The sequence below is a fragment of the Brevibacterium siliguriense genome (assembly GCF_900105315.1).
Classification (GTDB): Bacteria; Actinomycetota; Actinomycetes; order Actinomycetales; family Brevibacteriaceae; genus Brevibacterium; species Brevibacterium siliguriense.
Map to the genome: position 1 here is coordinate 129,422 of NZ_LT629766.1, position 26,296 is coordinate 155,717.

Below are 26,296 nucleotides of genomic sequence, written 5' to 3' on the forward strand. Positions count from 1 at the left end.
TGAACGCGGGTTCACGCACCGCGGGCCGGTTCACGCGCAGCAGACGCCCCGTTCCACGGCAGGTGAGCGGCCACCCTCGCCCTGCAACAACTTCAGCTGCCTCAGCGGTCGACGCCTTTCAACCAGCCGATGAGCCTCAGCACTCGACGACGTTGACGGCGAGGCCGCCCATCGCCGTCTCCTTGTACTTCGACGACATGTCCGCGCCGGTCTGGCGCATCGTCTCGATCACCTCGTCGAGGCTGACGCGGTGCTGGCCATCGCCCCACAGCGCCATGCGGGAGGCGTTGATGGCTTTTCCGGCGGCGATCGCATTGCGTTCGATGCACGGCACCTGCACGAGTCCGGAGATCGGATCACAGGTCAGGCCGAGGTTGTGCTCCATGGCGATCTCGGCAGCATTCTCCACCTGCTCAGGCGTCCCACCCATCACAGCGGCCAATCCCCCAGCGGCCATCGACGAGGCGGATCCGACCTCGCCCTGGCAACCCACCTCGGCGCCGGAGATCGACGCCCGCTCCTTATACAGGACCCCGATTGCCGCCGCAGTGAGCAGGAAATCGACGATGGCCCGGTGCTTCGCAGCCTCGCCTCCTTCCATCACTGCGGGAACGTAGTTGAGCGCATAGTGCAGCACTGCCGGGATGATTCCGGCCGCCCCGTTGGTCGGCGCCGTTACGACGCGACCGCCCGACGCGTTCTCCTCATTGACGGCCATCGCGATGAGGTTGACCCATTCGAGGTAGTAGCCGGGATCCCGGTCGGGATCCTCGGCCTTGAGCTTGAGGTACCAGTCGTGAGCGCGACGGCGGACCTTGAGTCCACCGGGCAGATACCCCGAGCGGTCCAGGGACGCTGAAGCGCATTCCTCCATCACCGAATAGATGTGGAGCAGCCCATGCCGAATCTCGTCCTCGTCACGCATCGACAGTTCGTTGGCGCGCATGATCTCGGCAATCGACAGGTCGTTCTCACGGCAGCGCTCGAGCAGCTCGACGCCGGAGTGGAACGGATAGGGCAGCTCTTCGTCATAGGATTCGAGCTCGGCATCGACGACGGAGTCGGCAACCGCGAACTCGGCATCGCTGCCGTTTCCGGCGTCCGCCTCGGCGGTCTTCTCCTTGTCGAGGAATTCGGTCTCGGAGGTCACGAATCCGCCGCCCACGGAATAGTAGGTCTCCTCGGCGAGGGTCTCCCCCGCCACGTCGAAGGCGGTCACGGTCATGGCGTTCGTATGGCGCGGCAGGACGGTCAAGGGTCGTTTGACCATGTCATCCTCGGTGAACGCGAGTTCGACGCCGTTGCCGGTCGAGTCGCCGAGGATGATCGTCCCGGTCTCGGACATCCGCGTCCGCCGGGCGGTGAGTTCGTTGGCTTCGATGAGGTCGGGACGGCAGCCTTCGAGGCCGATGAGGATGGCGTCGAAGGTTCCGTGACCGGCGCCGGTGGCAGCCAGGGAACCGAACACGTCGACGCGCAGATCCGCCACGGATCTGAGCTCTTCGCCGAGGAGGTCGATGAAGCTCGCGCCGGCACGCATCGGTCCGACGGTGTGGGAACTCGACGGTCCGATGCCGACCGTGAAGAGGTCGAAGACACTCAATGGCATGGCAATCACTTCGTTTCTGATGAGATGACGACGGGGCCGACCGAGCAGCCATGCACTCACGTGCAGGGCGAGTCGATGCTGACATTGCGTCGGCATCGACCTCGACCGACCCCGCTTCAGGGTTTGTTGCCTCCATCTGGAAGTCCCGCCCCGAAGAGCGGCACCCGCGAAGAACACCCCGTGCGGGGCTGTCCCTCGCTGGGAGGAGCGAGACTCATGTGAGCCTCACAGCGAGTCTCAGAGGGAGTTCGCTTCGGCGTAGCCGGCGGCGTCCATGACTTCGCCGACCTCGGTCACGGCGACCTCGAACAGCCAGCCCTCACCGTAGGGGTCGGAGTTGAGCAGTCCGGGTGAGTCCACGGCCGCCTCGTTGATGGTGACGACCTCACCGGTCACCGGGGTGTAGAGGTCGGACACGGACTTCGTGGACTCGACCTCACCGCAGGTCTCACCTGCGGTGATCGTGTCGCCGACCTCGGGCAGGTCGACGTAGACGACCTCGCCGAGGGCGTCGGCGGCGACGGCGGTGATGCCGACCTTGACGGTCTTGCCGACGAGTTCATCGGCAGCGCCGTCGACCCATTCGTGTTCGGCGGAGTAGGTGTAGTTGTCTGGGAGCGGGGGCAGCTGTGCCATGTGTCTTCCTTACTGCGGCCGGTCCGAGGACGACGACCGCGACGTTGTTGTGCCAGGTGAGACCAGTGTACGAGTCACCGGTTCCACCGGGATGAACTGCGGGTGAGGACTTCAGTCGGCCTGGCGCTTGTAGAACGGCAGCTGCGTGACGGTGAAGTCATGGGCCTTACCGCGGATGTCCACGGTCACGTCGGTGCCCACCTCGGCGCGATCCCGGTCGATGTAGGCCAGGGCGATCGGATGGCCGAGAGTCGGCGAGGGCTGGCCGGAGGTGACGGTGCCGACCTCTGTGCCGTCGACGGACACGGCGGCTCCGGACCGGGCGGCGCGGCGTCCCTCCGATGTCAGACCGACGAGCACGCGCGGCGGTTCGGTCTCACCGAGCTTCGCCAAGGTCTCGCGGGCGAAGAATTCCTCCTTCGTCCTGAACCCGATCATCCGGCCGAGTCCCGCATCGTAGGGAGTGGTGTTCTGATCGAGTTCGTTGCCGTAGAGCGGCATTCCCGCTTCGAGGCGCAGCGAATCGCGTGCGGCCAGGCCGCAGGGCACGAGTCCGTAGTCCGCACCCGAGGTCACGAGTGTGTCCCACAGGCGGGTGGCGCCGATGTTCGGAGTGTAGAGCTCGAACCCGTCCTCACCGGTGTATCCGGTGCGGGCGAGCATGAGGTCGATACCGGCGATCGTCAGCGGCATCCACGCGTAGTACCCCAGTTCGCGCACCGCCTCACCGATGGTGATCGCGTCATTCCCCGCCGAGGTGGCTCCCCCGTTGGCATCGTCTGTGACCTGGGCCTTCGCCTGGTCACCGGCACCGGTGCGGGGGCCGAATTCGCCGTGGCCGGACTCGTCGAGGGCGCGCAGGATGATCGCCTCCGAGTTCGGCCCCTGCACTGCGATGAGTGCGGTGGCATCGGATTCGTCGGTCAGGTGCACATCGGAGCCGGGGGCGACGTCCTGGACGAAGTGCTGCACGCGGTCTTTGAGCGCGGCGACCACGGTGGGCGTGTTCGAGGCGTTGGGGACGATGAGGAACTCTTCGTCGCCGATGCGGTAGGTGATGAGGTCGTCGAGCAGGCCTCCTGACTCATTGACGATGACTCCGTACTTGGCCTTGCCGATCTTCATCTTCGAGTACTTCGCGACGAGCGCGTAGTCGAGGAAGGCCGCGGCGTCGGTTCCGCTGATGCGCACCTCACCCATATGGGAGAGGTCGAAGAGGCCGGCGGCCTCACGCACGGCACGGTGTTCGGCGAGTTCCGAACCGTACTTCAGCGGCATGTCCCACCCGCCGAAGTCGGTGAACGAGGCACCGAGGTCGGCGTGGATGCCGTGCAGCGGGGTCTCCTTGGGCGTGTTTCCGGTCGTATCGGTCATCACTTGTCCTCTTCCTCGAACTCTTCGAAGGCCTCTGGCGGCGGGCAGGAGCACACCAGGTTGCGGTCGCCGTAAGCTCCGTCGATGCGGCTGACCGGCGGGAAGTACTTCGTCAAGCGCAGTCCGGGAACGGGGAACACCGCGGTCTCGCGGCTGTACTTGCCGTCCCAGTCATCCATCACTACGGTCGCCGGGTGCGGCGCGAGGGCCAGCGGCGACTCTTCGTAGGAGTACGATTCGCCGATCTCGTCGATCTCGGCGCGGATGGTGCGCATGGCTTCGATGAAGCGGTCGAGCTCGTCCTTGTCCTCGGACTCGGTGGGTTCGACCATGAGGGTGCCGGGCACCGGGAAGGCCAGGGTCGGGGCGTGGAAGCCGAAGTCGATGAGGCGCTTGGCGACATCTTCCGCGGTGACTCCCGTCGCCGAGGTGATCGCACGCAGATCGAGAATCGTCTCGTGGCCGACGAGCCCGTTCTCACCCGAGTAGAGGACGGGAAAGACGTCGCCGAGCTTCTTCGCCAGGTAGTTCGCACCCAGCAGGGCCGAGCGCGAGGCTTCGCGAAGTCCTTCGGCGCCCATGAGTTCGAGGTAGGCGAAGCTGATGGGCAGGACACCGGCGGAGCCGAACATCGATCCGGAGATCGGCAGCTCGTGGGCGTCGGGGTCACCGGCGACGAGCTCCGGCAGTGTGGCATCGCCAGGCAGGTACGGGGCGAGGTGCTCACGCACCGCGACGGGACCGACGCCGGGGCCGCCTCCGCCGTGGGGGATGCAGAAGGTCTTGTGCAGGTTGAGGTGGGAGACGTCGCCGCCGAATTCGCCGGGCTTGGCGAGTCCGACCATGGCGTTGAGGTTCGCACCGTCGACGTAGACCTGTCCGCCGGCGGCGTGGACCTTGTCGCAGACCTCGCGGACCTGCGGTTCGAACACACCGTGGGTCGACGGGTAGGTGATCATGATGCCGGCGATCTTGCCTTCGTGCTTGGCGATCTTCGCGTCGAGGTCGTCCATGTCCACGGAGCCGTCATCGGCGGTGCCGACGACCTGGACCTGGAGTCCGGCGAGCACCGCAGAGGCGGCGTTCGTGCCGTGTGCGGACTGCGGGATGAGCACGACGGTGCGGGCGTCGTCGCCGCCCGCCACATGGTAGGCGCGGATGGCGAGCAGTCCGGCCAGCTCACCCTGCGAGCCGGCGTTGGGCTGCAGGGACACGCGGTCGTAGCCGGTGACCTCGGTCAGCGAATCCTCGAGGCGACCGATGAGTGCGCGCCAGCCTTCGGTCTGTTCGGCCGGGGCGAAGGGGTGGATGGAGGCGAATTCCGGCCAGGTGATGGGTTCCATCTCGGCGGCGGCGTTGAGCTTCATCGTGCACGAGCCCAGCGGAATCATCGTCCGGTCCAGTGCGAGGTCACGGTCGGCCAGGGTGCGCAGGTAGCGCATCATCGAGGTCTCGGAGCCGTGGGCGCTGAAGACGGGGTGGGTGAGGAATTCGGTGTCGCGGTGGAACGACGCCGCGAATGCGGGTTCCGGTACGGCGTTGGCTCCGAAGGTCCCCGCCGAGGCGGCGTCGAAGTCGTCCGCTTCGACCCGGGCGTAGATGCCGAGGGCTTCGAGCAGACCGTTGGCATCGGCGACCGTGTGGGGTTCGCCGAAGGAAACGCCGACGGTGGAGTCGTCGATGACGCGGATGTTGAATCCGGCTTGGTCGGCGACGAGGCGGGCGGCTTCGGCGTCGGCCACGCGCAGTGCCACGGTGTCGAAGAATTCCCAGTTGACCACCTCGGCGCCGGGAGCGGTGTCCGCGGCACCAGCGAACGCGTGGGCGAGGCGGTGGATGCGGGAGGCGATGCGAGTCAGGCCGACCGGGCCGTGGTAGACGGCGTACATGGAGGCGACATTGGCGAGCAGAGCCTGCGCGGTGCAGATGTTCGATGTCGCCTTCTGGCGACGGATGTGCTGTTCGCGAGTCTGCAGGGCCAGGCGGTAGCCGGGCTTGCCCTGAGCATCCTTGGACACTCCGACGAGGCGTCCGGGCAGCTGACGCTGGAGTCCGGACTTCACGGCCATGAAGCCGGCGTGGGGTCCGCCGAAGAACAGCGGGACACCGAAGCGCTGGGCCGAGCCCACGGCGATGTCCGCACCCTGGGAGGCGCAGTCCTTGAGCAGGGTCAGGGCCAGCAGATCGGCGTCGAAGGTGACCAGGGCGCCGCGGTCGTGTGCTCCGTCGACGGCTTCGGTGAAGTCGCGGATGGCGCCGGTGGTGCCGGGCTGGGCGCAGACGATGCCGAAGATGTCTTCGCCGACGAGGCCTTCGGCGAGGTCGGCGACGGAGACGCGGAAGTCCATGGCCTTGGCGCGGGCGCGGACGACGGCGATGGTCTGCGGGTGGAGCTCGGAGTCGAGGACGACGGTGGTCCCCTTCTTCACGGCCCGACGCATGAGCAGGACCGCCTCGGCGACGGCGGTGGCCTCATCGAGGAGGGAGGCATTGGCGATGTCGAGGCCGGTGAGGTCCTGGACGACCTGCTGGAAGTTCAGCAGCGCTTCGAGTCGGCCCTGGGAGATCTCGGGCTGGTAGGGGGTATAGGCGGTGTACCAGGCAGGGTTTTCGACGAGGTTGCGGCGGATGACGGCCGGAGTGATCGTGTCATAGTAGCCCTGACCGATGAGCTGGGTGCGCATGACGTTCTGGCCGGCGAGCTCGCGCAGGTCGTTCAGCACGTCGAATTCGGAGCGACCCGCGGGCAGGTGGAGCTCGTCGTTCTGGATGGATTCGGGGACCGCAGCGTTCGAGAGTGCTTCCAGGGAGTCAAAGCCGAGTTCGGCGAGCATGGCCTGGACATCGTCGGCGCGGGGGCCGATGTGGCGGTCGGAGAAGGGGCGTGCGGTGTCCCCTGTTGCCTGCGTCGTATGGGCGAGTGAACTGGTCAATTGCCGTCCTAGGGTCGGTGTCGCGCCCACCGATGGGGAGGACGCAGCGATCACTGAGTGTCCTCCCCGATCTGTCGGAGCTGCGGCCTGCCCTGCCTCCGGATCGTGCGCACTGGCGCGTGGATTCGATGGCGGTCGGGACTCGCTGTCCTTCAGATATGCCTGCAATCGGTGGTACTGGGCCTGAGAGTTTCCCGGGGAGGGAATTGCACCTACGGCGCTGCTTCACGGTGCATCGCAACCGGTCGTTGCGACGGCGAGCAGCTCTCCCACGTCTTGTCTTAGCGGCGTATGAAGTTGTGTGCAGTACCGCGTGGAACTGCGCCTCTGATTCTAGTGAATGACATCACCCCCGACAAACCCCGGGTTCAGGTGCTGGTCGGCGGCTCAGCGGGTGCCCCGATGGCACTCGGCCTCAGGCACCGCCTCCGGCGGTGACGACGCCGCCATCGGCGGTGAGCACCTGGGCGGTGATCCAGTCGGCGTCGTCGGAGGCGAGATAGGCGACGGCACCGGCAATGTCCTCGGGAGTGCCGAGGCGCTTGGCCGGGTACGCGGAGGCGACCTGCTCTTCCCTGCCTTCGTAGAGGGCGGTCGCGAATTTCGTCTTCACGACTGCCGGGGCGACGGCGTTGACACGGATATCCGGGCCGAGCTCCACGGCGAGGGTCTTCGTCAGATGCGAGACCGCCGCTTTCGAAATGCCGTAGAAGCCGATCCCCTCGCTCGGGACCTGACCGGCGACGGAGGACAGCGTCACCACGCGCCCCTTGTTCTCACGAAACTTCAAGCCATCGTGGTGGACGGCGTCCTGCACCCAGGCCAGTGTTCCGAGCACGTTGACCTCGAAGATCTTCCGCGCAGCGTCGAGCTCCATATCGACGAGCGGGCCGTAGACCGGGTTGATTCCCGCATTCGCCACCAGCACGTCGAGGCGGCCGAATTTCTCCGCGATCGTGTCGAATACATCTGCCCGGTGGGCCGGGTCGTCGGCCTTGCCGGCGATGGCGAGCGCCGTGCCGTCCGGGAACTCAGCGACCGCCTCGCTCAGCGCTTCGGGTTTGCGTGCGGTGAGGACCACAGTGGCCCCCTCCGCATTGAGCCTCCGGGCGATTCCGAGTCCGATGCCACGGCTGGCGCCGGTGATGACGGCCACCTGCCCTTCGAAGCGGCGACCGGATTTCGGAACCGACGAGGAGGCCTTGGACTGGGTGGGTGAGGTGTCGTCTGACATAGATGAACTCCAGTGTTCGTGCGGTGACGTGATCATTCGGTGCCGAGCCTGCCGAACGCCGCGAAGCGAGCGTTCGTTCAGCGATCGGCTCTCATCGTAGGCACACGCGTCGGAGGAAGACAAGAGCTGTGCCATCAGCAGGCGAGGATGGCGGTCGACCGACATCGGGTGAGAATGAAGACATGAATCATCTCGAGTTCCACCTCGACCTCGGCCCGGCCGAGCAGTTCCCTCTCGCCCGGGAGGCGATCTTCTCCTGGACGCTGCAGGAACTCGCCGGCGTGGTCGTCCGCCCCGCTCGCCGAGTTGCCGAGGGCCAGATCGTCTCTCTGGGACTCAACCCCGGATGGCCGGCCTCGCCGAGGCGGCTGCGCGGTCGCGATCTGCTCGTACCCGTGGGTTCGTACGTCGTGACGCGGGTGATCGATGAGGAAGATCGCGCCGGATTCACCTATCGCACCCTGCCGGGTCACTTCGAGGACGGAGAGGAGACCTTCCTCGTCTCCATCGGCGCAGACGGCCGCCTCGGCGTGACCATCAGCGCCGCCTCCGTTCCGGCCCACCCGCTGCTGCGTCTGGCCGAACCGGCGACGGTGGTCGGACAGGAGATGATGGCCGGGCGCTATGCGAAAGGGCTGAAGAGACAGCTCAGGATCGCCGGCGGCAGACAGCATGCGGGCCCCCTCGCCTCGGCCTCAGCACTGCTCGGCCGAGAGCTGAGGTTCACAGAGGCCCTTGCCGGCGGTCAGCACGCAGTGACGGTGGCGGTTCGAGACGGAGACGCCGAACTCATCGTCCGCGCGTTCCCCTTCGGCCACGATGCGGCGATCCGAGAGTCCATGGTGCTCGATCGGCTGACTCCGCTCGGCGATCTCGTTCCTCGTCTCATCGCCCACAGCACCGACCTGCACGACCCGGTCATCGTCACGACCCGTGTCCCCGGTTCGCCACCGGATCCGGCCACACCGCTGACTACCATCGCTCGAGAAATGGCAGCAGCCCTGATTCGCATCCACTCACTCGACGGCACCGGTCTGCCTCTGACTCCGCAGTCCCCGCCGCCGGGAGACTCCGCCATCGCGGTTCGGGCACAACAGGAGTGGGCGAACCTCGACCGCGACGAAGAGGTCCTCACCCATACGGACTTCTGGGCCGGCAATGCCCTGTGGGCGCAGGGACGCCTCACCGGAGTCGTCGACTGGTCGGGCGCGAGCCGCGGACCACGAGGAGTCGACCTCGCCTGGTGCCGGCAGGATCTCGTCCTCCTCGGCTCCCCCGAGGCAGCCGGGATCTTCCTCGACGAGTACGAACGTCTTCTCGGCCGACGCATTCCCGACATCGCAGCGTGGGACGTCCAGGCCGCGGCACGCGCCCATGACCGCGTGGAGACCTGGCTGCCCAACTACCACGGGATCGGACTCACTGACATGACCGCCGAGGATCTCCGCCACCGCCTCGACACGTGGAACGCGGCACTATGACCGCAGCGGAACGACGAAACTTTGCCGCCTGACCAGGCACGCCACTCCTGCCCCATCCGCACCGGCTCCACCAGTGCCTCCCCCGCCGCGGTCAGCGCGACATTGCGGGTCGTGCGCCGGAACAGATAAACGCCTTGACCTGCTGGATCTCCATCGACCGCGCTTTCCCGATTCCCCGTCGGCTCCCCTGCCGATACCTGTTTGCGTAATAATACGTGTACATTATTACCGCTTCCGCTATATAGTGGGAAGCGTCATACGCCTGGCGCACATGCATCGGGCCCAGGGTGCCGAGAACGACAGCGCACAGCAGCGCCGCCGACCCGACGAGAGGAAGACATTCGACGATGAAGCAGTCGACCACTTCTGAGCACGACCACCACCGGTCGCCGGCCCATGACCGCCTCTCCGAATTCCTTCCCCGCGCGGGTGCAGGTCCGCTGTCTGGACTAGTCGTCGTCGACTTCTCCCGCGTCCTCGCCGGACCGTACTCGACGATGATGCTTGCCGATCTCGGCGCCACCGTCATTAAGGTCGAAGGACCCAAGGGCGATGACACCCGGCACTGGGCGCCGCCGGTGCGCGACGAGGATGCCACCTACTATCTGTCGATCAACCGCAACAAGTACGACATCGTCCTCGATTTCACCGATCCCGAGGACCTCGCCACGGCGCAGAGGCTCGCGGCCGAAGCCGATATCGTCGTCGAGAACTTCAAACCGGGCGGTCTGGTCAAGTACGGCCTCGACTACGACAGCGTCTCTGCAGCCAACCCGACGGTCGTCTACGCCTCGGTGACCGGCTTCGGACGGGAGAATCCTCTGCCCGGATACGACCTCCTCATGCAGGCGCTGTCCGGTTTCATGTCGGTCACCGGCAGCCCCGACGGCTCGCCGTACCGCGCCGGAGTCGCCGTCTTCGACGTCATGACCGGACTGCACACGACGATCGGCATCCTCGCCGCGGTCCAGCACCGCACGCTCACCGGCGAGGGCCAGCTGGTCGAAACCAACCTCATGTCATCGGCGATGTCCGGCCTGGCCAACCAGTCCGGTGCCTACGCGGCCGCAGGCGTCAATCCGACCCGGATGGGCAACGCCCACCCGAGCCTCTACCCCTACCAGCCGATGGCCACGAAGTCCGGTGAGATCATCGTCGCCGCCGCCAATGACGGCCAGTTCCGGATCCTCGCCGAGGTGGTCGGACGTCCCGATTGGTGCGATGACGAGCGATTCGCCGCCGCGAAGAACCGCAATGCCAACCGGCACGCCCTCGAACCCGAACTGCTCGAGGCCCTCCAAGCACACACCGCACAGGAATGGTTCGACAAGCTCTCGGCAGCCGGTCTCCCCTGCGCTCCGATCAATACGATCGCCGAAGGCGTCGAACACGCCAAGAGCCTAGGCCTGTCACCGGTCGTCGATACCGGCAGCGGCGAACGCATCATCCCGACCATCCGTAACCCGATCACTCTGTCGAGGTCGCAGGTCTCCTACGACCTCGCTCCCCCGGAGCTCGGCGCCGATTCCGATCGGGTCCGCGCCTGGCTCGACAGCCTCTAGACCGCACCGGATCGGCTCCGTACAGTTCGAACCTCTTCCGCTCAGAAGCTCAACCCCCAACGCTCGGCCGCAGCCACCTGCACAGCATCCACCTGAAGGAGACACAACCATGGACAACTCAGAACTCGACGACATCCTCACGGCCGTCCGCGAATTCGTCCGCGAGAAGGTCGTCCCCCTCGAGACCCAGGTCGAGGACGAGGATGCCTTCCCCGAAGCCATCATCACGGAATCCGCCGAGATGGGACTCTTCGGCTGGGCCCTGCCCGAGGAGTACGGCGGCCTCGGGCTGGGCGCGGAACAGGACGCACTCCTGGCCATGGAACTCGGCTATACGACCCCGTCGTTCCGCTCGCTGTTCGGCACGAACAATGGCATTGCCGGACAGGTGCTCGTCAACTACGGCACCGATGATCAGAAGTCCGAATGGCTGCCACGGCTGGCCTCCGGCGAGGTCGTCGCCTCCTTCGCCCTCACCGAATCCGAAGCTGGTTCCGATCCGTCGGGCCTGCGGACGAAAGCCACCCGCGACGGCGATGACTACATCATCAACGGCTCCAAGCGGTTCATCACCAACGCCGAGGCCTCGGACGTCCTCATGGTCTTCGCCCGCACCGACCCGAGCGCCACCGGTTCGAAGGGCATCTCGGTCTTCCTCGTGCCCACGAAGTCCGAGGGCGTGACCGTCGGACCGCACGACCACAAGATGGGCCAGGCCGGCGCCTGGACCTCGGAGATCTTCTTCGACGACGTCCGCGTGCCCGCAGCCAACCTCATCGGCGGCGAGGAGGAGAAGGGCTTCTACGCGGCCATGGCCTCCCTGAACAAGGGACGGCTGCACATCGCAGCGATCTGCGTCGGCCAGTCGATCCGCATCCTCGACGAATCCGTGCGCTTCGCCGCTGAAGCCAAACAGGGCGGGGAGCCGATCGCCCGGTTCCAGCTCGTCCAGGCGATGCTCGCCGACATCTACACCGATGTCGCCGCCGCCAAGTCGCTCGTCCTTTCCGCAGCTCAACGCTGGGACGCCGAGACCGATCGCAAGCTCGGCCCCTCCTCGGCGAAGCTCTTCGCCTCCGAGGCACTCGCGCGCATCGCCGACAAGGGCGTGCAGATCCAGGGCGGAATGGGCTATATGCGCGAATCTGCGGTCGAACGGTTCTACCGTCACGCCCGCCTCTTCCGCATCTACGAAGGCACCTCCGAGGTCCAGCGCGTCGTCGTCGCCAAGCAGCTGCTGGGTGGCGCGCATAAGCCTCAGTTCAACCTCTGAGATCATCCGACCACGAACGAAAGGCATCACATGACTGAATCCACGACCGCGAACACCGGCATCACCATAACCGAAACCGGCGGAGTCACTGCCGTTCCCGGCCTGTTGAATGGCAAGGTCGCCGTCGTCACCGGCGGCGGTCAGGGACTCGGCCTGGCAATGGCGCGCAGCCTCGTCGACTCCGGAGCCAAGGTCGTTGTCGCCGATATGAACGAGGAGAGCCTGCAGGCGGCCGTGGCCGAACTCGGCGGCGAAAGCACCGCAGCCGGCGTCGTGTGCAACGTCTCCGATCTCCCAGCCGTCGAGAAGCTCGCCGAGGAGGCCACCAAGGCCTTCGGCGGTGTCGACATCTGGGTCAACAACGCCGGCATCACCCGCGATGCGACGATCCGGAAGATGTCCGAGCAGCAGTTCGACGACGTCATCTCCGTGCACCTGCGCGGCACTTGGAACGGGCTCAAGGTCGCCACAGCACTCATGCGCGAACAGGACCGCGGCGGCTCGATCATCAATGTGTCATCCATCAGCGGCAAGGTCGGCAACGCCGGACAGTCGAACTACTCGGCGGCGAAGGCGGGCATCGTCGGCATGACGAAGGCCGTGTCGAAGGAGGTCGCGTTCAAGAACATCCGCGTCAACGCGATCCAGCCCGGCTTCATCAACACCGCGATGACCGCGGCCATGCCGCAGCACGCGATCGATTCGAAGCTCGCAGACATCCCGCTCGGCCGGGCCGGCGAACCCGAAGAGGTCGCCTCCGTGGTGCTGTTCCTCGCCTCCGGACTCTCGAGCTACCTCACCGGCACCGTCACCGAGATCTCGGGCGGCCGCCACATCTGATCCGGCGCAGGTCGATTCGGAGGGAGAAGAATGGTGAATTCGGGCAGAGAATTCAACACTTCCCTCCCTCCGAATTCCTCCGTGCAGCGGACGACGCCGCCTCGACACGGAGGAAATCGACTTCGCGGCTGCGAGTGTCCGGGGTCGGCCTCATCGACCTTGCGGGCCTGGGCCAGGAACGAGCAGGGCATGCGGGGACGTCCTTGTCGCTTGGGTGCCAGAGGGGATGTCGGTCGGGGTGGGGCTCAACCCTCGCCGAGGTGGTCGTCCACCTCGGCGAGGTCAGGCCCTGTATTTGATTTCGCCGCCGACGACGGTGAGCGCGACTCGCGTGTCGCGGATCGCCTCGGCGTGAGCGAAGAGGGCTTCTTCGGAAGCGTAGCCGAGGAGGCCGTCTGTCGGCGTGGGTGAGGCGTTCGGGTCGCTCATCTCTGCGGCCGCCTCGGTGGTCAGTGTTTCCGTGTCGAGCCCTTCGGCTGCGCACGGATCGGTGTCGACGACGATGAAGTCGGCGTCCATGCCCGGCGCCAGATATCCGCGCCGACCATCGAGTCCGGCAGCGAAAGCCGGACCCTGAGTGTGCAGGCGGATCGCTTCGACCGCGCTCAGGCGACGATGCGGCTGGAACGTCGTCGACACGTCCCCGGAGATGTTCGCTCTGGTCATCGCCGCATAGATCGCGGCGAAGGGGTTGGCGGGTTCGACAGGTCCGTCGGAGCCGAAGACGACGTTCGCTCCCGCGTCGAGCAGGTCGGGCCAGGCGTAGGCGGCCAGCTGCGCGGACTCGTCGATGAGGTGGAGCAGGTGCAGGTCGGAGATGCAGTGGCGTGGCTGCATAGACGCAAGCACCCCGAGCTCGGCGAAGCGGACGACGTCGGAGGGTTGGATGAACTGGGCGTGTTCGACGCGGTGGCGCATGGGCCGGTCGAACTTCTCCTCCGCGGCCCGCGTGATGTCGCGCAGCCGCTCATAGACGGCGAGCACATGGTGGTTCGCCTGATCGCCGATGGCGTGGATGGCCACGGAGATGCCCGCCTCGGTGGCGATGTGCGCCTGGTCGAAGAGTTCGTCCTCGGTCATCTGCGCGATGCCGAAGTTCTCGGTCTCACCGTCGGTTTCGGGGAACGGTGAGGACATGTGCGAGGTGTGTGAGCCGAGTGCTCCGTCGGAGAACAGCTTCAGCCCTCCGCACTGCAGCCAGTCGTCTCCGTCGCCGGTGTGCCACCCGGTCTCGATCGCCCACGGCACTTCGGGTGAGCGCAGGTACAGCGTGACCCGCATGTCTTGTCGACCGGCTTCGTGCAGGTCGTTCCAGCCCAGTGTCGCGGAGATGCCGTCGAAGTCGTGGATCCCGGTCAGCCCCTGGGATAGGAAGAGCTCCTGAGTGGTGGCGAGGCGCTCGACCTGCTCCTCGCGGCTGGGCTCGGGGATGAAGCGGGCAACGAGGTCGGTGGCGTCCTCGCGCACCAGACCAGTAAGCGTCCCGTCGTCGTCGCGGACGAAGCCGCCGCCCGCGGGGTCGGGGGTCGTCTCGTCGATTCCGGCGATCTCGAGGGCGTGGGCGTTGACCCACAGAGTGTGCAGGTCGAGTGACCACATCGCCACGGGATGGTCTGGAACCTCGGCGTCGAGCAGCGCTCGGTCCGGATAGGACGGGTCCTCCCATTTGTTGAGGTCCCACCCGGAGCCGACCACCCACGTGCCCACCGGGAGGGAATCGGCACGGTCACGGATGGCCGCGACCGCCTCGGCCAGCGATTTCGTCTGCGACAGGTCGAGGTCGGTCAGGGAGTCGGCATACATGATCGAGTGGATGTGACCGTCGACGAACCCGGGCAGGATGACCTGTCCGCTGCAGTCGACCTCGTCGATCTCGAGTCCGGGGATGACCGTGGTTGCACCGACCCCACCCGCCGAGGCGAGCGCCACCGTCGTCGACGACTGCGCGGCAGCGATATCGAGGAGTTCGGCCCGAGTGCCGACGGCGACGATGGTCTCCCCGTCGACGAGGATCGCGTCGGGGGCCGGCCGCGTGAGGTCGACGCTCTCGGCGGAGGTGTCTGAGTTCGATGTGCTCGGATCGGAGGTGTTCGAGGCGGGGGTGTTCGAGGCGGCCCGGGGTGCGAACGTGCGCACGACGGCGTTGGAGAACAGACGCATGAGCACCAGTCTAGAGCCGGTGCGACGGAGTCGCTGGGTGGACCCGATCACCACCCCCTCATTGCTACCCGACGGCGGCCCAGATACCTCGCGCGAGGTTGCTGCGCCGCCGTCAGGTAGTAATTGGTGGGTGCGGATCGGGCGCGGCAGATAGTTTTCTACGAGGAGTAGAATCGGGATCATGACTCACTTCTTCAGCACCGATGACTCGCGGCTGGCGGCGAGCGCTCGGATCCTCCTGCCCGCCATCTGGCTCGGGCTCATCATCGGCATCTCGCTCATCGAGGCGCCGCTGAAATTCACGGCCCCGGGCATCACGATCCCGCTGGGGCTGGGCATCGGCCGGCTGGTGTTCGGCGTGATGAACTGGGTCGAGCTGGTCATCGCCGTGATCCTGTTGTGGGCGCTGCTCAAGTCGGGAGTCGACCGCACCTACCGCAGCGTGGCCTGCGGGCTCATTGCGGTGCTCATCATCAAGGTCATCGTCATTCGGCCGCTGCTCAATCAGCGCACGGATGCTGTTCTTGCCGGTGTCGATGAGGGCGGGTCTTCGCTGCATCTGCTCTATGTCGCCGCGGACGGGCTCCTCATCGTCGGACTCATCGCAGCACTCGTGCTTGCGGTGCGCCGCTGGGTGACGATTCGACCTGCCGTCGGGCCGGGGGCTCAGAGTGTGACGAAGGAATAGCCGACGTCGGTGGCAGCGACGAGGTCTCGGTCGTGGGTCGCCCAGACGATCGTCTTCCCCGCCTCGGCGAGATCGTTGATGAGCCAAGCGATCCGGGCTGCATTCGACGAGTCGAGAGCGGCCGTCGGCTCGTCGCAGACGATGGTGTCGATTCCACTGGCCAGCGCCCGGGCAATACACACGCGGGCTGCCTGACCGCCCGAGAGTTCACCGCAACGATGGTGAGCCAGTTCCGGACTGAGCAGCGCCCGGTCGAGCAGAGTCTCCAGGTCAAGACCGTCCCCAACAACTCCGGCAGCTTCACGACCCCGCTCGGCACCGCTCCCTCCGCCACCACGCACGGCCCGGGTGTGGTCGATGACATCGGCGACTGTGAGTCGGGGGTTGAGCCATTCGCGCGGGTTCTGCGGAACGAGCACTCCGAGGCCCCCCTCGATCTGCCCGCGGCTCGGGCTGAGGAACCCCGTCATCGCCAAGCACAGGCTGGTCTTGCCGCTGCCCGATGGCCCCTGCAGCACCGTCACCGTTCCCGCGGAGACGTCTGCATCAACCGGACCGACTCGGGTGGAGCCATAGTCGATGACCACATCTGTCAGTCTCACTCCGGCCCTCCCCCGTCGACCGCGCCCTCGCCGAGGCGACGCAGTTCGTCCCCGTCCCGGTACACCCAAGGCTTCGGGCGAGCACCGTCGGCCAGCGGCAGCGGATGCGCACCGGCGGCAGGTGCGGCCGCGGCCAACGCCCGCGCATAGGCATTTGCGGCGCGGCCGGCGAAGAAGTCCTCGACCGAGCAGTCCTCGACGATATGTCCGTCGAAGACCACGGCCACCCGATCGTCGGGACGGGCATTGCGCTGCAGACCCGAGAGGTCGTGCGTCACCGCGAGCACCGCACAACTGCCTGCCGCTGCCTGTTCATTGAGCACGTCCACCACGGCGTCGGCTTGATCTGGGTCGAGCCCCGCAGTCGGCTCGTCGCAGACGAGCAGCCGTGGGGACTTCGCCACGGCCGCGGCCAAGGAGATGCGGGAGATCTGCCCTCCGGAGACCTGATGCGGCAGCCTGCGAAGGATCGAATTCTCCAATCCGTAGGCTGCCAGATCGGGCCTCTCGATCCCCGCCCGAGCGAACCACTCGTGAAGGCGCATCCTCGGTGGGAAGGTGTCCATGGCATTCTGCGGAGCCCAGGAGATCACTCCGGCACGACACATCTTCCCTATCGCCCGACGGCCTCGCCCGGTTCCGAGGTCGATGCGACCATCTCCGGGGACAGCCGCCTCGGCGAGGCCGGCACCACCAGATCCACCACGGGTCCCGACGATCTCACTGAGATCCAGCACTCCGCTGACTTTCGCGTCGTTGGGGCTGAGGCCCGCGAGCAGATTGCACAAGGTGGACTTTCCGGACCCCGATTCGCCGACGAGCCAGGTGATCCCGCCGATCGGCATCTCGAGGTCGAGCGCGGACAGCACCTCGCCGACGCCCGGCAGGCTCAGGGTGGTGTCTTGGAGATGAAGAGCAGTCACAGCGATCTCGGCCTCTCTCCCAGCCGGCGGGCGAGGATCGTCGGCGGCAGAAGCAGCACCATCAGCGCACACGTCGGCACGACCAACGTCCACCACGCTCCGACCGTCATGTCCGACTGCCCCCAGGCGATGAGCGGCCCCAACGACACCTCGGCCGGATCGACGCCGATCCCGAGGAACGCCGTCGTCGCCTCATGCACGACCGCCGACGGGAAGATCACGGCCATCGCTGCCGCCACCCGTCCCCCGGCCGCCGGCAGCACATGCCACTTGAGGATCTGCCACCGGCCCGCACCGAGGCGGCGATCGAACCGCACCCACCCGGAGTCCCATTCCTCCCGCACCTTCGGCCCGATGAGCTGAGCCGCCAACGGCCAGTGCGTGAGCGCGACTGTCACCATGATCGCAGTGCGACCACCGCCGAGGATGCCGACGACGATGAGCGTGAACAGCATCGACGGCACGACCAAAGTTGCGATGAGCAGACCCGTCGACACCTTCGACAGTCCGTTCGACAGAGTCGAGACGACACCGAATCCCGCACCGATCGCCGTGGTCACGACTGCAGTGAGGAGCGCGGCCAGAGCCGAACCGCCGGCCGCATCCCAGGCGGTCACGGCGACACTGCGACCGAAATGGTCGGTTCCCAACAGGCCGCCTTCGCCGGGCGGCAGGAGGGCACGCGAGAAATCCGTGCCCTCGCCGGGCATGAACCGCCCGCAGATGAGCAGAACGAGGACGATACCGAGGATGACGACTCCCCACACCCGCCGGTTCATGCGTACCCCTTCCCGAGCACACCGGCACCCGCACCGGCGGCCAGGAACCGATCGTCACCGCCGGCCCCGAAGGACCGCACGCCGAGCACCAGCCCGGTCGTCACGGCAGCGGCGATCGCCGTCACCGTGGCCAACAGCGGCAGATCGGCACCGGCGGCCGCCTCGACGAGGGCATTGCCGAGCCCCGGATAGGACAGGACCGCTTCAACGGCGGCCTCGCCGAGGATGACGACCGGCACGTAGATGACTGCGGGTGCCCGCACGGCTGCCACGATCGGCGGCAGCATGGTGCGCACCCGTGCAAGCGGGGAGAATCCGCGGCCGATGAGGGCACGCGCCCACGGCGTCGACCACACCTCGGCGGCCGCCGACCGGGCGGCGGCGATGAGCATCGCCGACCACGCCAGAGCGATCGTCACCGCCACTGAGGGAATTTGAGTGATGGGAGCGCTCGTGGCCGGATTCGGCAGCCGGCTGCCGAAGAGGACCACGATGATGAGCGCGATGAGAAAGGAGGGCACGGCCAGCCAGGCGCCTATGAGTCCCGAGGTCGCCGAATTGTGGGCGAGCCCGGGGAATCTGGCCAACAGCACGGAGGCGATGCCCACGATGACGGCGGTGATCACCACGGCAGACAGTGTCGCGGCCACGGTGTTGAGACCTCTGCCGAGCACCACCTCGGCCACGGTCGTGTGCAGCAGCCGCGAATACCCGAGGTCGCCGGTCGTGACCGTGGTCAGCAGCCACTGCCACCACGCGCCCAGCCAGCCTCCTGTGCCATAGGCGGCCGCGAGGTTCTCTCGGGCCTCGGCAGACGCGAACTCCCACCCCGCGACGGTGTGGGCCAAAGGATTGGACGGGGAGGCCGCGGACAGGGCGAACACCCCTGCCCCGCCGGCCAGACCGGCAAGGATCATTCCGCCGAGGACGATGGCGCCTCGGGCCACGATGTGCCGGAACCGGGATGACCCGGAACCGGTCGGGTGCGATGTCAGTTCTTCTTCCAGTCGGCCAGGTTCCACCATGGTCCCCAGTCGGATCCGTGGACGTGGGGTTCGAAGGTCGTGTCGGGGATGTCCCAGCCTTCGGTGTCGGCGACGTAGGTGTGTTCGAGGAAGGCGGCGATGAGGTAGCTCGGCGCCTCCATGTACTTCGCCTGCACGTCACGGTAGTCGGCATCGGCCTTGGCTTCGTCGGTTTCGACGGCGGCATGGTCGAGCAGCTCATCCCCGCCGGGGATCGCCATATTCGCGGGGTTGTCGAAGACTCCGGAGGTCTTGGTCTGCGTGTGCAGTGAGGCTCGGATCTGGTGGTCGATGTTGTACGGCTGTTCACCGCCGGCGTAGACGATGGCCTGTCCGGCGAGGTCCTTTTCGATCTCGTCCCATTCCTGACCCTTGATATCAAGCGTCACGCCCAGCTGTTCCAGCTGTGCGGAGATCTCGGCGGCGATGTCACCGCGCACGGTGTCTCCGGCCGGGTAGGTGACTGCAATGACGGCTTTCTTCCCGTCCTTGGCCCTCACTCCATCGGATCCGGCTTTCCACCCGGCTTCGTCGAGCAGCTTCTTCGCGGCTTCGAGGTCAAAGTCGAACTCAGCCTCTGGGTCATAGGCGTCGCCATAGAACTCGCCGACCGGGGTCGAGGCGGGTGTGCCGTGGCCGGCGAGCACCTCGTCGACGAGTTTCTCCCGGTCGATGGCGAGATTGAGTGCCTTGCGGACTGTCGCCTCCTTGGTGAAGGGGTTGTCGCTGGGCAGAGTGAGGCCGCGCCAGTCGGCGGTGCGGGCGGTGTAGATCTCCTGCCCGTCACCCTTGACCTGGTCGACCGAGCGCGGCGGCACAGCGGCTCCGGAGACCTTGCCGTCCTTGACCGCGGCGGCCAATGCGGAGGTGTCGGCATAGGCCTGCAGGGTCACGGACTTCAGCTCCGGCGTCGTCCGCCAGTAGTCGTCGCGGGCCTTGAGCACGGCTGTGTCCTCGGTGAGCGAGTCGAGGGTATAGGCACCGGTGCCCACTGGTTCGGCATTGACCTTCCAATCCGCGGCAGGTGTGTCTTCTTCGATGGCTTCGGAGGGCAGGATGCCGACGGCCAGACGCGAGGTGAAAGTGGGAGTCGGTTCGTCGAGTTCGAAGACGACCGTGTGGTCATCGGGGGTCTTCACCGTTTTGATCATGCGGAAGGCGTCGACGGATTCGGAGGCGACTTCGGGGTCGACGATGGCCTCATAGGTGGCGGCGACGTCCTGCGCATCGAAGTCCGATCCGTCGGAGAAGGTCACGTCGTCGCGCAGCTTCACCGTCCACTCGGTCGAATCGTCGTTCGGCTGCGGATCCTCTGCGGCCAGCGCCGGCGCGAGTTGGGGCATCTCTCCGGTTCTGGAGTCCTCCTGCAGCCGCAGCAGCCCGTCGTAGAAGGGTGAGTTGCCGTCGACCGAGTAGCCGTTGACGGGGTTGTACCCGCCGAGGTTCTCCGTGCCGATGACCAGCTCCGAATCTCCCCCGCTGGGTGCTTCGCAGCCGCTGAGCACCAGGGCCACTGCCCCGATCCCGGCCGTCCAAACCGTCGCCGTCCTCGTTCTCATCCGTGATTCGACCGCCGAGGCGGCCGTCCTTCCTTGTCGTGTCTGCACACCGCGGTGGGGGCCGGGTCCCGACCCCCGCCTCGGTGATGGTGTCATCAGTGGCTGTGTGCGGCTTCGCCCTCGTCGTGGGTGTGCATGTATCCGCCGCCTTCGCCCGTCTCGTCGGCGTGGAAATGCGGGGCCATCGGGCCCGGGTCGACGGGGGTGTGGTCGCCTTTGACGAAGCGGGCATGGACCTCGCGGACCCAGGCGGCCAGGGCCTCGACGGTCTCCGGGATCTTCCGCGAGACACCGAGCACGGGCTGGCCATCGCGAGCTTCCTTCGCGTCGGCGAGCATCTGCTCGACGTCGACGTCGACGTGAACGCCTAAGTCGATCTTGTTGATGACGAGCAGATCGGCGCGGCCGATTCCCGGTCCGCCCTTGCGTGCCACGTCGCCGCCGCCGGCGACGTCGAGAACGAAGAGCTGAGCGTCGACGAGTGCCGGGGAGAACGTGGCGGTGAGATTGTCGCCGCCGGACTCGACGAGGACGATGTCGAGCGGGTCGAAGTCCTCTTCCAGAGCCTCGACGGCGAGCAGGTTCATGCTCACGTCATCGCGGATCGCGGTGTGCGGGCAGGCTCCGGTTTCGACGGCGCGGATGCGCTCTTCGGGCAGGACGCCTGCGGCCTTGAGGAAGCGGGCGTCCTCGTCGGTGTAGATGTCGTTGGTGATGACGCCGATGCGGAACTCATCGGCCAGGGCCGTGCAGATGTTCGCGATCGACGAGGATTTGCCGGTCCCGACGGGTCCGGCGATTCCCAGGCGCAGTGCGCGCTTTCCGTTGCTCATGTTCTCCTCCAGTTTGTCGTGGGCGTTGGGATGGTCTCATTCACTCGCCGAGGCGGCTCTACGTTCCCGTGTCCGCCCAGGTGGGCGGCCTGTGGTGGTTGGCCAGTGCCCCGTCACCGGGGCACCGCGGACCAGCCGGTCTCTCGACCCCAAGGTTCGCCGAGTGCGGCGAGTGCTGCGTCGAGGCGTTTGCGCAGGGCGAGCCCGTCGTCACCGAGCGAGTTGACCTGCACGCAGGTCTCGTCGATAGGCAGCAGAGCCGATTTCGGGTCGGCGATGGCGGTCGCGGTCGGCAGTCCCCCATCGGGTTCGACGATGACCACCGAGCCGACGCCGAGGGACCCTCCGACCACGGATGGTGTGTCGAAGCCCTTCCCTGCGGGGCCGAGGTCGAAGCGTTGGATGCTCAGGGGACGCCCGCCTCGGCGGACATTGAGCCGGGAACTCAAGTTTCCCGGTTCCTCACCGTGGCGGCCGAGCAGCAGCTCTTCGCGGAAGAACAGTCGGGCATCCTCGGCGAGATCGATGTCGACGCGGTGGGTGTGATGGCAGCCTTGGGCGGCGATGACGGGTTCGGGCACCCAGATGAGGGTGCCGCCGGCTTCGACGGTGACTCGGTTGTGCATGAGAGAGGGGTCGCCGTGGGCTCCGGGCAGGACCAGGGTCGCAGAGACCTCGCGCAGCAGCAGGGTCGACCCGGCGCCGACGTGCACGTCGAAGATGTAATGGTCCCCGCCGAGCGGACCGGCTGCCGCGGTCGTCAGCGCCACCCGGGCGATGTCCGGGTCACCGTCGACGTAGGGTTCGAAGCCGCTGGCTCCGGTGGGTCGCGGCACGAGCGGAGCCTGGCGCCGCAGACCGTCGATGCGGGAGCGGGTGCGGCCGCTCGGGCCGGTGCCGTCCGTGGTCGTCGCGACCGAGGCTCGGCAGGTCATCCCGCTGGCCGAGCCGTTCGGATTGAGTGCCCAGGTCTCAGGAAGCGAAGAGTCGAACATTGTCCCCCTCGTGCAGTTCCGCGGCGAAGTCCGACAGCGGCGCGCTCAGTGCCGGAATCTCGGCCGGATCGCCGCGACCGAAGTCCGCGGCACGGTCGGCCGCTTCGTCGAGGTCGGCGGCGAGGTCGAAGATCGCGCCGTGGGCTTGGAATGGGTCGATGTGCATGAGTTTGACCGCTGCCGTCGCCGGCCCTGTGACCGCCTCGTGGAGGATGGTCGCGGCCGTGTCCGCGTCGCTCAGTCCCAGCACCCTGCCGACCGCACCGTAGACGAGCGGCTGTTGGAGGTCCTTCGGCAGGGTGTCGAGCAGCGGGTGCGGGTGGATGCTGCGCATCGATCGGAGCATGAGCGTGCCCAGCCAGGCCCCGATTCGGCGCAGCGCCGGGGACGGGGTGCGGCCGATGATCTCGGCATCGAGGTCACGCAGGGTCGCCTCAGTGGGGGTCGCCGTCCCCGCGGTTGACCCTGTGTTCGACGGGGAACTGAGGGACCCCTCGGGGAGGGTGTGCTCATCCACGGCATTCCACGCGGCCACGGCGAAGGCCGCGTTCATCAGCCCCGTCGTGTGCAGGCGGCCGCGCAGGAAATCGCGCAGCCCGTCGATGTCGGTCACCCAGCCTTGACGGATGGCCTGTTCGAGCCCCGCCGAATGGGCGTACCCGCCGGTCGGCAGGCGCCCGTCGGCGAGGACGAGCAGTGCGGAACGAGATCTCAAACGCTGCCTCAGAACAGGAAGTAGCGCTGGGACATGGGCACGAAGTCTGCGGGACGGTGTTCGACGAGCTCCCCGTCGATCTTGACCGCGTAGGTGTCCGTATTGACCTCGATGTCGGGCCGGGCGGAGTTTTCGATCATGTCGTCCTTCGTGACCTTGCGGGTCGAGGTGATCGGCACGAACGAGCGCTGGACCTTATCGAGCTTGCCGGCGATGTCGTCGTCGATGGCCTGCTCGGACACGAAGGCGAGGCTCGTGGCCGCCGCCGAGGCGGACCGGTAGTTGAATCCGAGACGTTCGGACACCGGCTGCGGGGTCGGAATCGACGCATTCGGGTCGCCGAGGGCGGCAACGGCGGCCATTCCGCCCTTGAACACGGTGTGCGGACGGACGGCGAACATGGACGGCTGCCAGAGCACGAAGTCGGCGAGTTTGCCCGGTTCGATCGACCCGACGTAGGAGTCGATTCCGTGCGCGATGGCCGGGTTGACCGTGTACTTCGCGATATAGCGGCGAGCACGGTTGTTGTCGGCCCGGTCGTCGCCGGCCAAGGGTCCGCGCAGCTTCTTCATCTGGTGCGCGGTCTGCCAGGTGCGCATGGCGACCTCGCCGATGCGGCCCATCGCCTGCGCGTCCGAGGACATGATCGACAGGGCGCCGAGATCCTGGAGCACGTCTTCGGCTTCGATGGTGCCGGCGCGGACGCGGGACTCGGCGAAGGCGAGGTCGTTGGGCACCTGCGGGTTGAGGTGGTGGGCGACCATGACCATGTCGAGGTGCTCGTCGACGGTGTTGACCGTGAACGGGCGGGTCGGGTTCGTCGAGGCCGGGAGCACGTTGAGCTCCGAGGCGATCTTGATGATGTCGGGGGCGTGACCGCCTCCGGCACCCTCGGTGTGGAAGGAGTGGAAGGTCCGGCCGGCGACCGCTTTGAGCATGTCTTCGACGAAGCCCGCCTCGTTGAGGGTGTCCGAGTGGATGGCGACCTGGACGCCGGTGTCATCGGCCACGGACAAGGCCTTGTCGATGACGGCCGGGGTCGCGCCCCAGTCCTCGTGGATCTTGAAGCCGGCGGCTCCGCCGCGCAGCTGCTCGTACAGGGCCTCTTCATTCATCGTGTTGCCGCGGCCGAGGAAGAGGACGTTGACCGGCCACGGGTCCATCGACTCGAACATCCGGGCCAGCCACCAGGGGCCGGGCGTGGCCAGAGTGGCCTTCGAACCCTCGGTGGGTCCGGTGCCGCCGCCGACCATCGTCGTGGTGCCGGCCATGAGACCGACCTCGAACTGGTCGGGGCCGACGAAGTGGATGTGGGTGTCGATGGTGCCGGGTGTCATGATCAGACCATTGCCGCTGGCCACCTCGGTGTTGGGGCCGACGACGAGGTCCGGGTGGACTCCATTCATCGTGTCCGGGTTGCCGGACTTGCCGATGGCGACGAACTTGCCGTCGCGGATGCCCACATCAGCCTTCACGACGCCCCAGTGGTCGAGGATGATCGCTCCGGTGATGATGAGGTCGGGGGTGCCCTCGGCGCGGGTGCGCGAGGACTGCGCCATCGACTCGCGGGCGGACTTGCCGCCGCCGAAGACGACCTCGTCGCCGCCGACGCAGTAGTCCTTCTCGATCTCGATGACGATGTCGGTATCGGCCAGGCGCACCCGGTCACCGACCGTCGGTCCGAACGACGCGACGTATTCCGAACGCGAAATCTCAGCCATCCAGCTCTCCTCTGCATTCTCCGCGGAATCCCAGTGCGATGCGCGCACCCTGGATCGGGATCAGTTCGACTTCTTCATCGGCTCCCGGCTCGAAGCGCATGGCGCCGCCGGACAGCACGTTGAGGCGTTTGCCCCAGGCACGGGCGCGGTCGAACTCGAGGCCGGGGTTGACCTCGGCGAAATGGAAGTGGGATCCGATCTGGATCGGACGGTCCGAGGTGTTGGCCACGCGCAGAGCGGTCACGGCCAGTCCGGCGTTGATCTCGACCGGTTCGTCCTTGAGGAAGATCTCGCCGGGGATGACGCGATCGGCCGAGGTGACCGGGGCGTCGTGTTCCTGTCGGGGCGCCTGGCGTGTGCCCGAGCCGGGACGGCGGGGGCTCGACGGGCTGCTCTGGCCGGAGGACGGGTGGCGTTCACGGTCGGCGTCGATGCCGGGTTCGTCGATGACGGTGGTCTCGGCCTCGTCGTACTCGCGGCCGGGGTCATCGGTGGCATGCTCTGTTTCGAGCTTGCGGTCCTCGGGCTGGAGCTCTTCGTTCTCGAACGGGTTGCCGTCGAGAGGCTTGCTGTCTTCGTTCTGCTCGCCGGGAGCGTTCTCGTTGCTCATCATTGCAGCGGCCCCGTCACCGTCACGAGCTTCGTTCCGTCTGGGAACGTCGCCTCCACCTGAACCTGTGTGAGCATTTCGGGTACCCCTTCCATGACATCTTCTTTGGCCAGCACGTGGCGACCGGATTCCATGAGGTCGGCGACAGACTTGCCGTCACGGGCTCCTTCGAGCAGATAAGAGGTGATGATCGCGGTCGCCTCGGGAAGGTTGAGCTTGAGGCCACGTTCTTTGCGCTCGAGCGCGAGCTTTCCGGCGGTGTAGATCATCAACCGCTCTTGTTCGTAAAGACTGAGAAACACTGCTACTCCCGGTGACGTCGGCTGGTCAGCGTCGATTCGCTCGGATGGAGTGGAATGCCTGCGTCGTCCCGGGTGCTTCGGACCCGATTCGCGACCGGCATCACCTATGCCGGAATTCGGCCTCTCACCCGCGAGAATGCGCTCATGCTCGCTACTCTACCCATCGGTCGGGGCCAGTCAAGCCCGACGTACGCGCCGGTTCCGGTCGGTGACGAACACCACCGGAACGGCGACAAGATGACCTCTCTGAATCGGCGCACAGACGCACTCAACCACGCGTGCACCCCGAACCCGACGCACACACCCAGGCCCCGTCCACAGCTCGATTCTGCCGCCCGCAACCACATTTCGTCCACGCTCCACCACATTTCGCGCAGTCCCGGCCACTCGCCGTCCAAACCATCAGGACGCGAACTGGTGCACTGCACCGCACGTGGTTTCC

At 66.7% G+C, this 26,296-nt stretch carries 22 protein-coding genes and 1 riboswitch; of the genes, 5 read left to right on the forward strand and 17 right to left on the reverse strand.

Features of this window, described 5'->3' with window-relative positions; all coding sequences use genetic code 11:
- Positions 1 to 136: 136 nt before the first annotated feature.
- The 5 genes from BLU88_RS00530 to BLU88_RS00550 all read right to left on the reverse strand — a co-directional run bounded on the left by BLU88_RS00530 (position 137) and on the right by BLU88_RS00550 (position 7,786).
- Positions 137 to 1,609 carry an L-serine ammonia-lyase gene (locus tag BLU88_RS00530; RefSeq protein ID WP_092009066.1) on the reverse strand — a complete coding sequence of 491 codons (1,473 nt, stop codon included), beginning with the start codon at positions 1,607 to 1,609 and terminating at the stop codon, positions 137 to 139.
- Positions 1,610 to 1,846: 237 nt separating this feature from the next.
- Positions 1,847 to 2,245, reverse strand: coding sequence for a glycine cleavage system protein GcvH (gene gcvH / locus BLU88_RS00535; protein WP_197678158.1), 399 nt, complete (start codon positions 2,243 to 2,245; stop codon positions 1,847 to 1,849).
- 111 nt (positions 2,246 to 2,356) lie between these two features.
- Complete coding sequence (locus BLU88_RS00540) at positions 2,357 to 3,619, reverse strand: glycine cleavage system aminomethyltransferase GcvT (RefSeq protein WP_092009068.1); 1,263 nt, start codon at positions 3,617 to 3,619, stop codon at positions 2,357 to 2,359.
- A complete protein-coding gene (gene gcvP / locus BLU88_RS00545; protein ID WP_092009070.1) occupies positions 3,619 to 6,552 on the reverse strand; it encodes an aminomethyl-transferring glycine dehydrogenase in 2,934 nt (977 codons plus the stop codon). The genes BLU88_RS00540 and gcvP overlap by 1 nt, the downstream gene beginning before the upstream one ends.
- Before the next feature lie 162 nt (positions 6,553 to 6,714).
- Positions 6,715 to 6,834, reverse strand: a riboswitch (glycine riboswitch).
- Positions 6,835 to 6,967: 133 nt separating this feature from the next.
- On the reverse strand, positions 6,968 to 7,786 hold the full coding sequence (locus BLU88_RS00550) for an SDR family oxidoreductase (RefSeq protein WP_092016972.1): 819 nt from the start codon (positions 7,784 to 7,786) through the stop codon (positions 6,968 to 6,970).
- A gap of 182 nt (positions 7,787 to 7,968) precedes the next feature.
- Here BLU88_RS00550 and BLU88_RS00555 point away from each other — a divergent pair, with 182 nt between their 5' ends.
- The 4 genes from BLU88_RS00555 to fabG all read left to right on the forward strand — a co-directional run bounded on the left by BLU88_RS00555 (position 7,969) and on the right by fabG (position 12,942).
- Positions 7,969 to 9,267, forward strand: coding sequence for a DUF1990 family protein (locus BLU88_RS00555; protein ID WP_092009072.1), 1,299 nt, complete (start codon positions 7,969 to 7,971; stop codon positions 9,265 to 9,267).
- A 347-nt stretch (positions 9,268 to 9,614) separates the two neighbouring features.
- The gene (locus BLU88_RS00560; protein WP_092009074.1) at positions 9,615 to 10,829 is read left to right on the forward strand and encodes a CaiB/BaiF CoA transferase family protein; all 1,215 of its coding nucleotides are present in this window, start codon (positions 9,615 to 9,617) and stop codon (positions 10,827 to 10,829) included.
- 109 nt (positions 10,830 to 10,938) lie between these two features.
- On the forward strand, positions 10,939 to 12,102 hold the full coding sequence (locus BLU88_RS00565) for an acyl-CoA dehydrogenase family protein (RefSeq protein ID WP_092009077.1): 1,164 nt from the start codon (positions 10,939 to 10,941) through the stop codon (positions 12,100 to 12,102).
- A 30-nt stretch (positions 12,103 to 12,132) separates the two neighbouring features.
- The gene (fabG, locus tag BLU88_RS00570; RefSeq protein ID WP_092009079.1) at positions 12,133 to 12,942 is read left to right on the forward strand and encodes a 3-oxoacyl-ACP reductase FabG; all 810 of its coding nucleotides are present in this window, start codon (positions 12,133 to 12,135) and stop codon (positions 12,940 to 12,942) included.
- Between the two features lie 282 nt (positions 12,943 to 13,224).
- Here fabG and BLU88_RS00575 read toward each other — a convergent pair whose 3' ends face one another.
- A complete protein-coding gene (locus BLU88_RS00575) occupies positions 13,225 to 15,102 on the reverse strand; it encodes an amidohydrolase (RefSeq protein ID WP_092016974.1) in 1,878 nt (625 codons plus the stop codon).
- Positions 15,103 to 15,283: 181 nt separating this feature from the next.
- On the opposite strand from BLU88_RS00575, the gene BLU88_RS00580 reads away from it, so the two are divergent.
- Positions 15,284 to 15,790 carry a hypothetical protein gene (locus BLU88_RS00580; RefSeq protein ID WP_092009081.1) on the forward strand — a complete coding sequence of 169 codons (507 nt, stop codon included), beginning with the start codon at positions 15,284 to 15,286 and terminating at the stop codon, positions 15,788 to 15,790.
- Here the strand turns inward: BLU88_RS00580 and BLU88_RS00585 are convergent.
- The 11 genes from BLU88_RS00585 to BLU88_RS00635 all read right to left on the reverse strand — a co-directional run bounded on the left by BLU88_RS00585 (position 15,769) and on the right by BLU88_RS00635 (position 25,854).
- Entirely contained in the window at positions 15,769 to 16,392 is a 624-nt protein-coding gene (locus BLU88_RS00585; protein ID WP_157688904.1) for an ATP-binding cassette domain-containing protein, read from the reverse strand. The genes BLU88_RS00580 and BLU88_RS00585 overlap by 22 nt on opposite strands.
- Positions 16,389 to 17,315 (reverse strand): ATP-binding cassette domain-containing protein, encoded by a 927-nt coding sequence (locus BLU88_RS00590; protein ID WP_092009085.1) that lies wholly within the window; start codon positions 17,313 to 17,315, stop codon positions 16,389 to 16,391. Before BLU88_RS00590 ends, BLU88_RS00585 begins: the two co-directional genes overlap by 4 nt.
- The gene (locus BLU88_RS00595; RefSeq protein ID WP_092009087.1) at positions 17,312 to 18,094 is read right to left on the reverse strand and encodes an ABC transporter permease; all 783 of its coding nucleotides are present in this window, start codon (positions 18,092 to 18,094) and stop codon (positions 17,312 to 17,314) included. Before BLU88_RS00595 ends, BLU88_RS00590 begins: the two co-directional genes overlap by 4 nt.
- A complete protein-coding gene (locus BLU88_RS00600) occupies positions 18,091 to 19,119 on the reverse strand; it encodes an ABC transporter permease subunit (protein WP_092009089.1) in 1,029 nt (342 codons plus the stop codon). The genes BLU88_RS00595 and BLU88_RS00600 overlap by 4 nt, the downstream gene beginning before the upstream one ends.
- Entirely contained in the window at positions 19,086 to 20,678 is a 1,593-nt protein-coding gene (locus BLU88_RS00605; protein WP_157688906.1) for an ABC transporter substrate-binding protein, read from the reverse strand. The genes BLU88_RS00600 and BLU88_RS00605 overlap by 34 nt, the downstream gene beginning before the upstream one ends.
- A 95-nt stretch (positions 20,679 to 20,773) precedes the next feature.
- Positions 20,774 to 21,511 carry an urease accessory protein UreG gene (ureG, locus tag BLU88_RS00610; RefSeq protein WP_092009093.1) on the reverse strand — a complete coding sequence of 246 codons (738 nt, stop codon included), beginning with the start codon at positions 21,509 to 21,511 and terminating at the stop codon, positions 20,774 to 20,776.
- 113 nt (positions 21,512 to 21,624) lie between these two features.
- Positions 21,625 to 22,506, reverse strand: coding sequence for an urease accessory protein UreD (locus tag BLU88_RS00615; RefSeq protein ID WP_092009094.1), 882 nt, complete (start codon positions 22,504 to 22,506; stop codon positions 21,625 to 21,627).
- Positions 22,484 to 23,221, reverse strand: a complete 738-nt coding sequence (locus BLU88_RS00620; RefSeq protein ID WP_092009096.1) for an urease accessory protein UreF — start codon at positions 23,219 to 23,221, stop codon at positions 22,484 to 22,486. The genes BLU88_RS00615 and BLU88_RS00620 overlap by 23 nt, the downstream gene beginning before the upstream one ends.
- A gap of 8 nt (positions 23,222 to 23,229) precedes the next feature.
- Entirely contained in the window at positions 23,230 to 24,942 is a 1,713-nt protein-coding gene (locus BLU88_RS00625) for an urease subunit alpha (protein WP_092009098.1), read from the reverse strand.
- Complete coding sequence (locus BLU88_RS00630; protein ID WP_092009100.1) at positions 24,935 to 25,552, reverse strand: urease subunit beta; 618 nt, start codon at positions 25,550 to 25,552, stop codon at positions 24,935 to 24,937. The genes BLU88_RS00625 and BLU88_RS00630 overlap by 8 nt, the downstream gene beginning before the upstream one ends.
- A complete protein-coding gene (locus BLU88_RS00635) occupies positions 25,552 to 25,854 on the reverse strand; it encodes an urease subunit gamma (protein WP_092009102.1) in 303 nt (100 codons plus the stop codon). Before BLU88_RS00635 ends, BLU88_RS00630 begins: the two co-directional genes overlap by 1 nt.
- Positions 25,855 to 26,296: the final 442 nt, after the last annotated feature.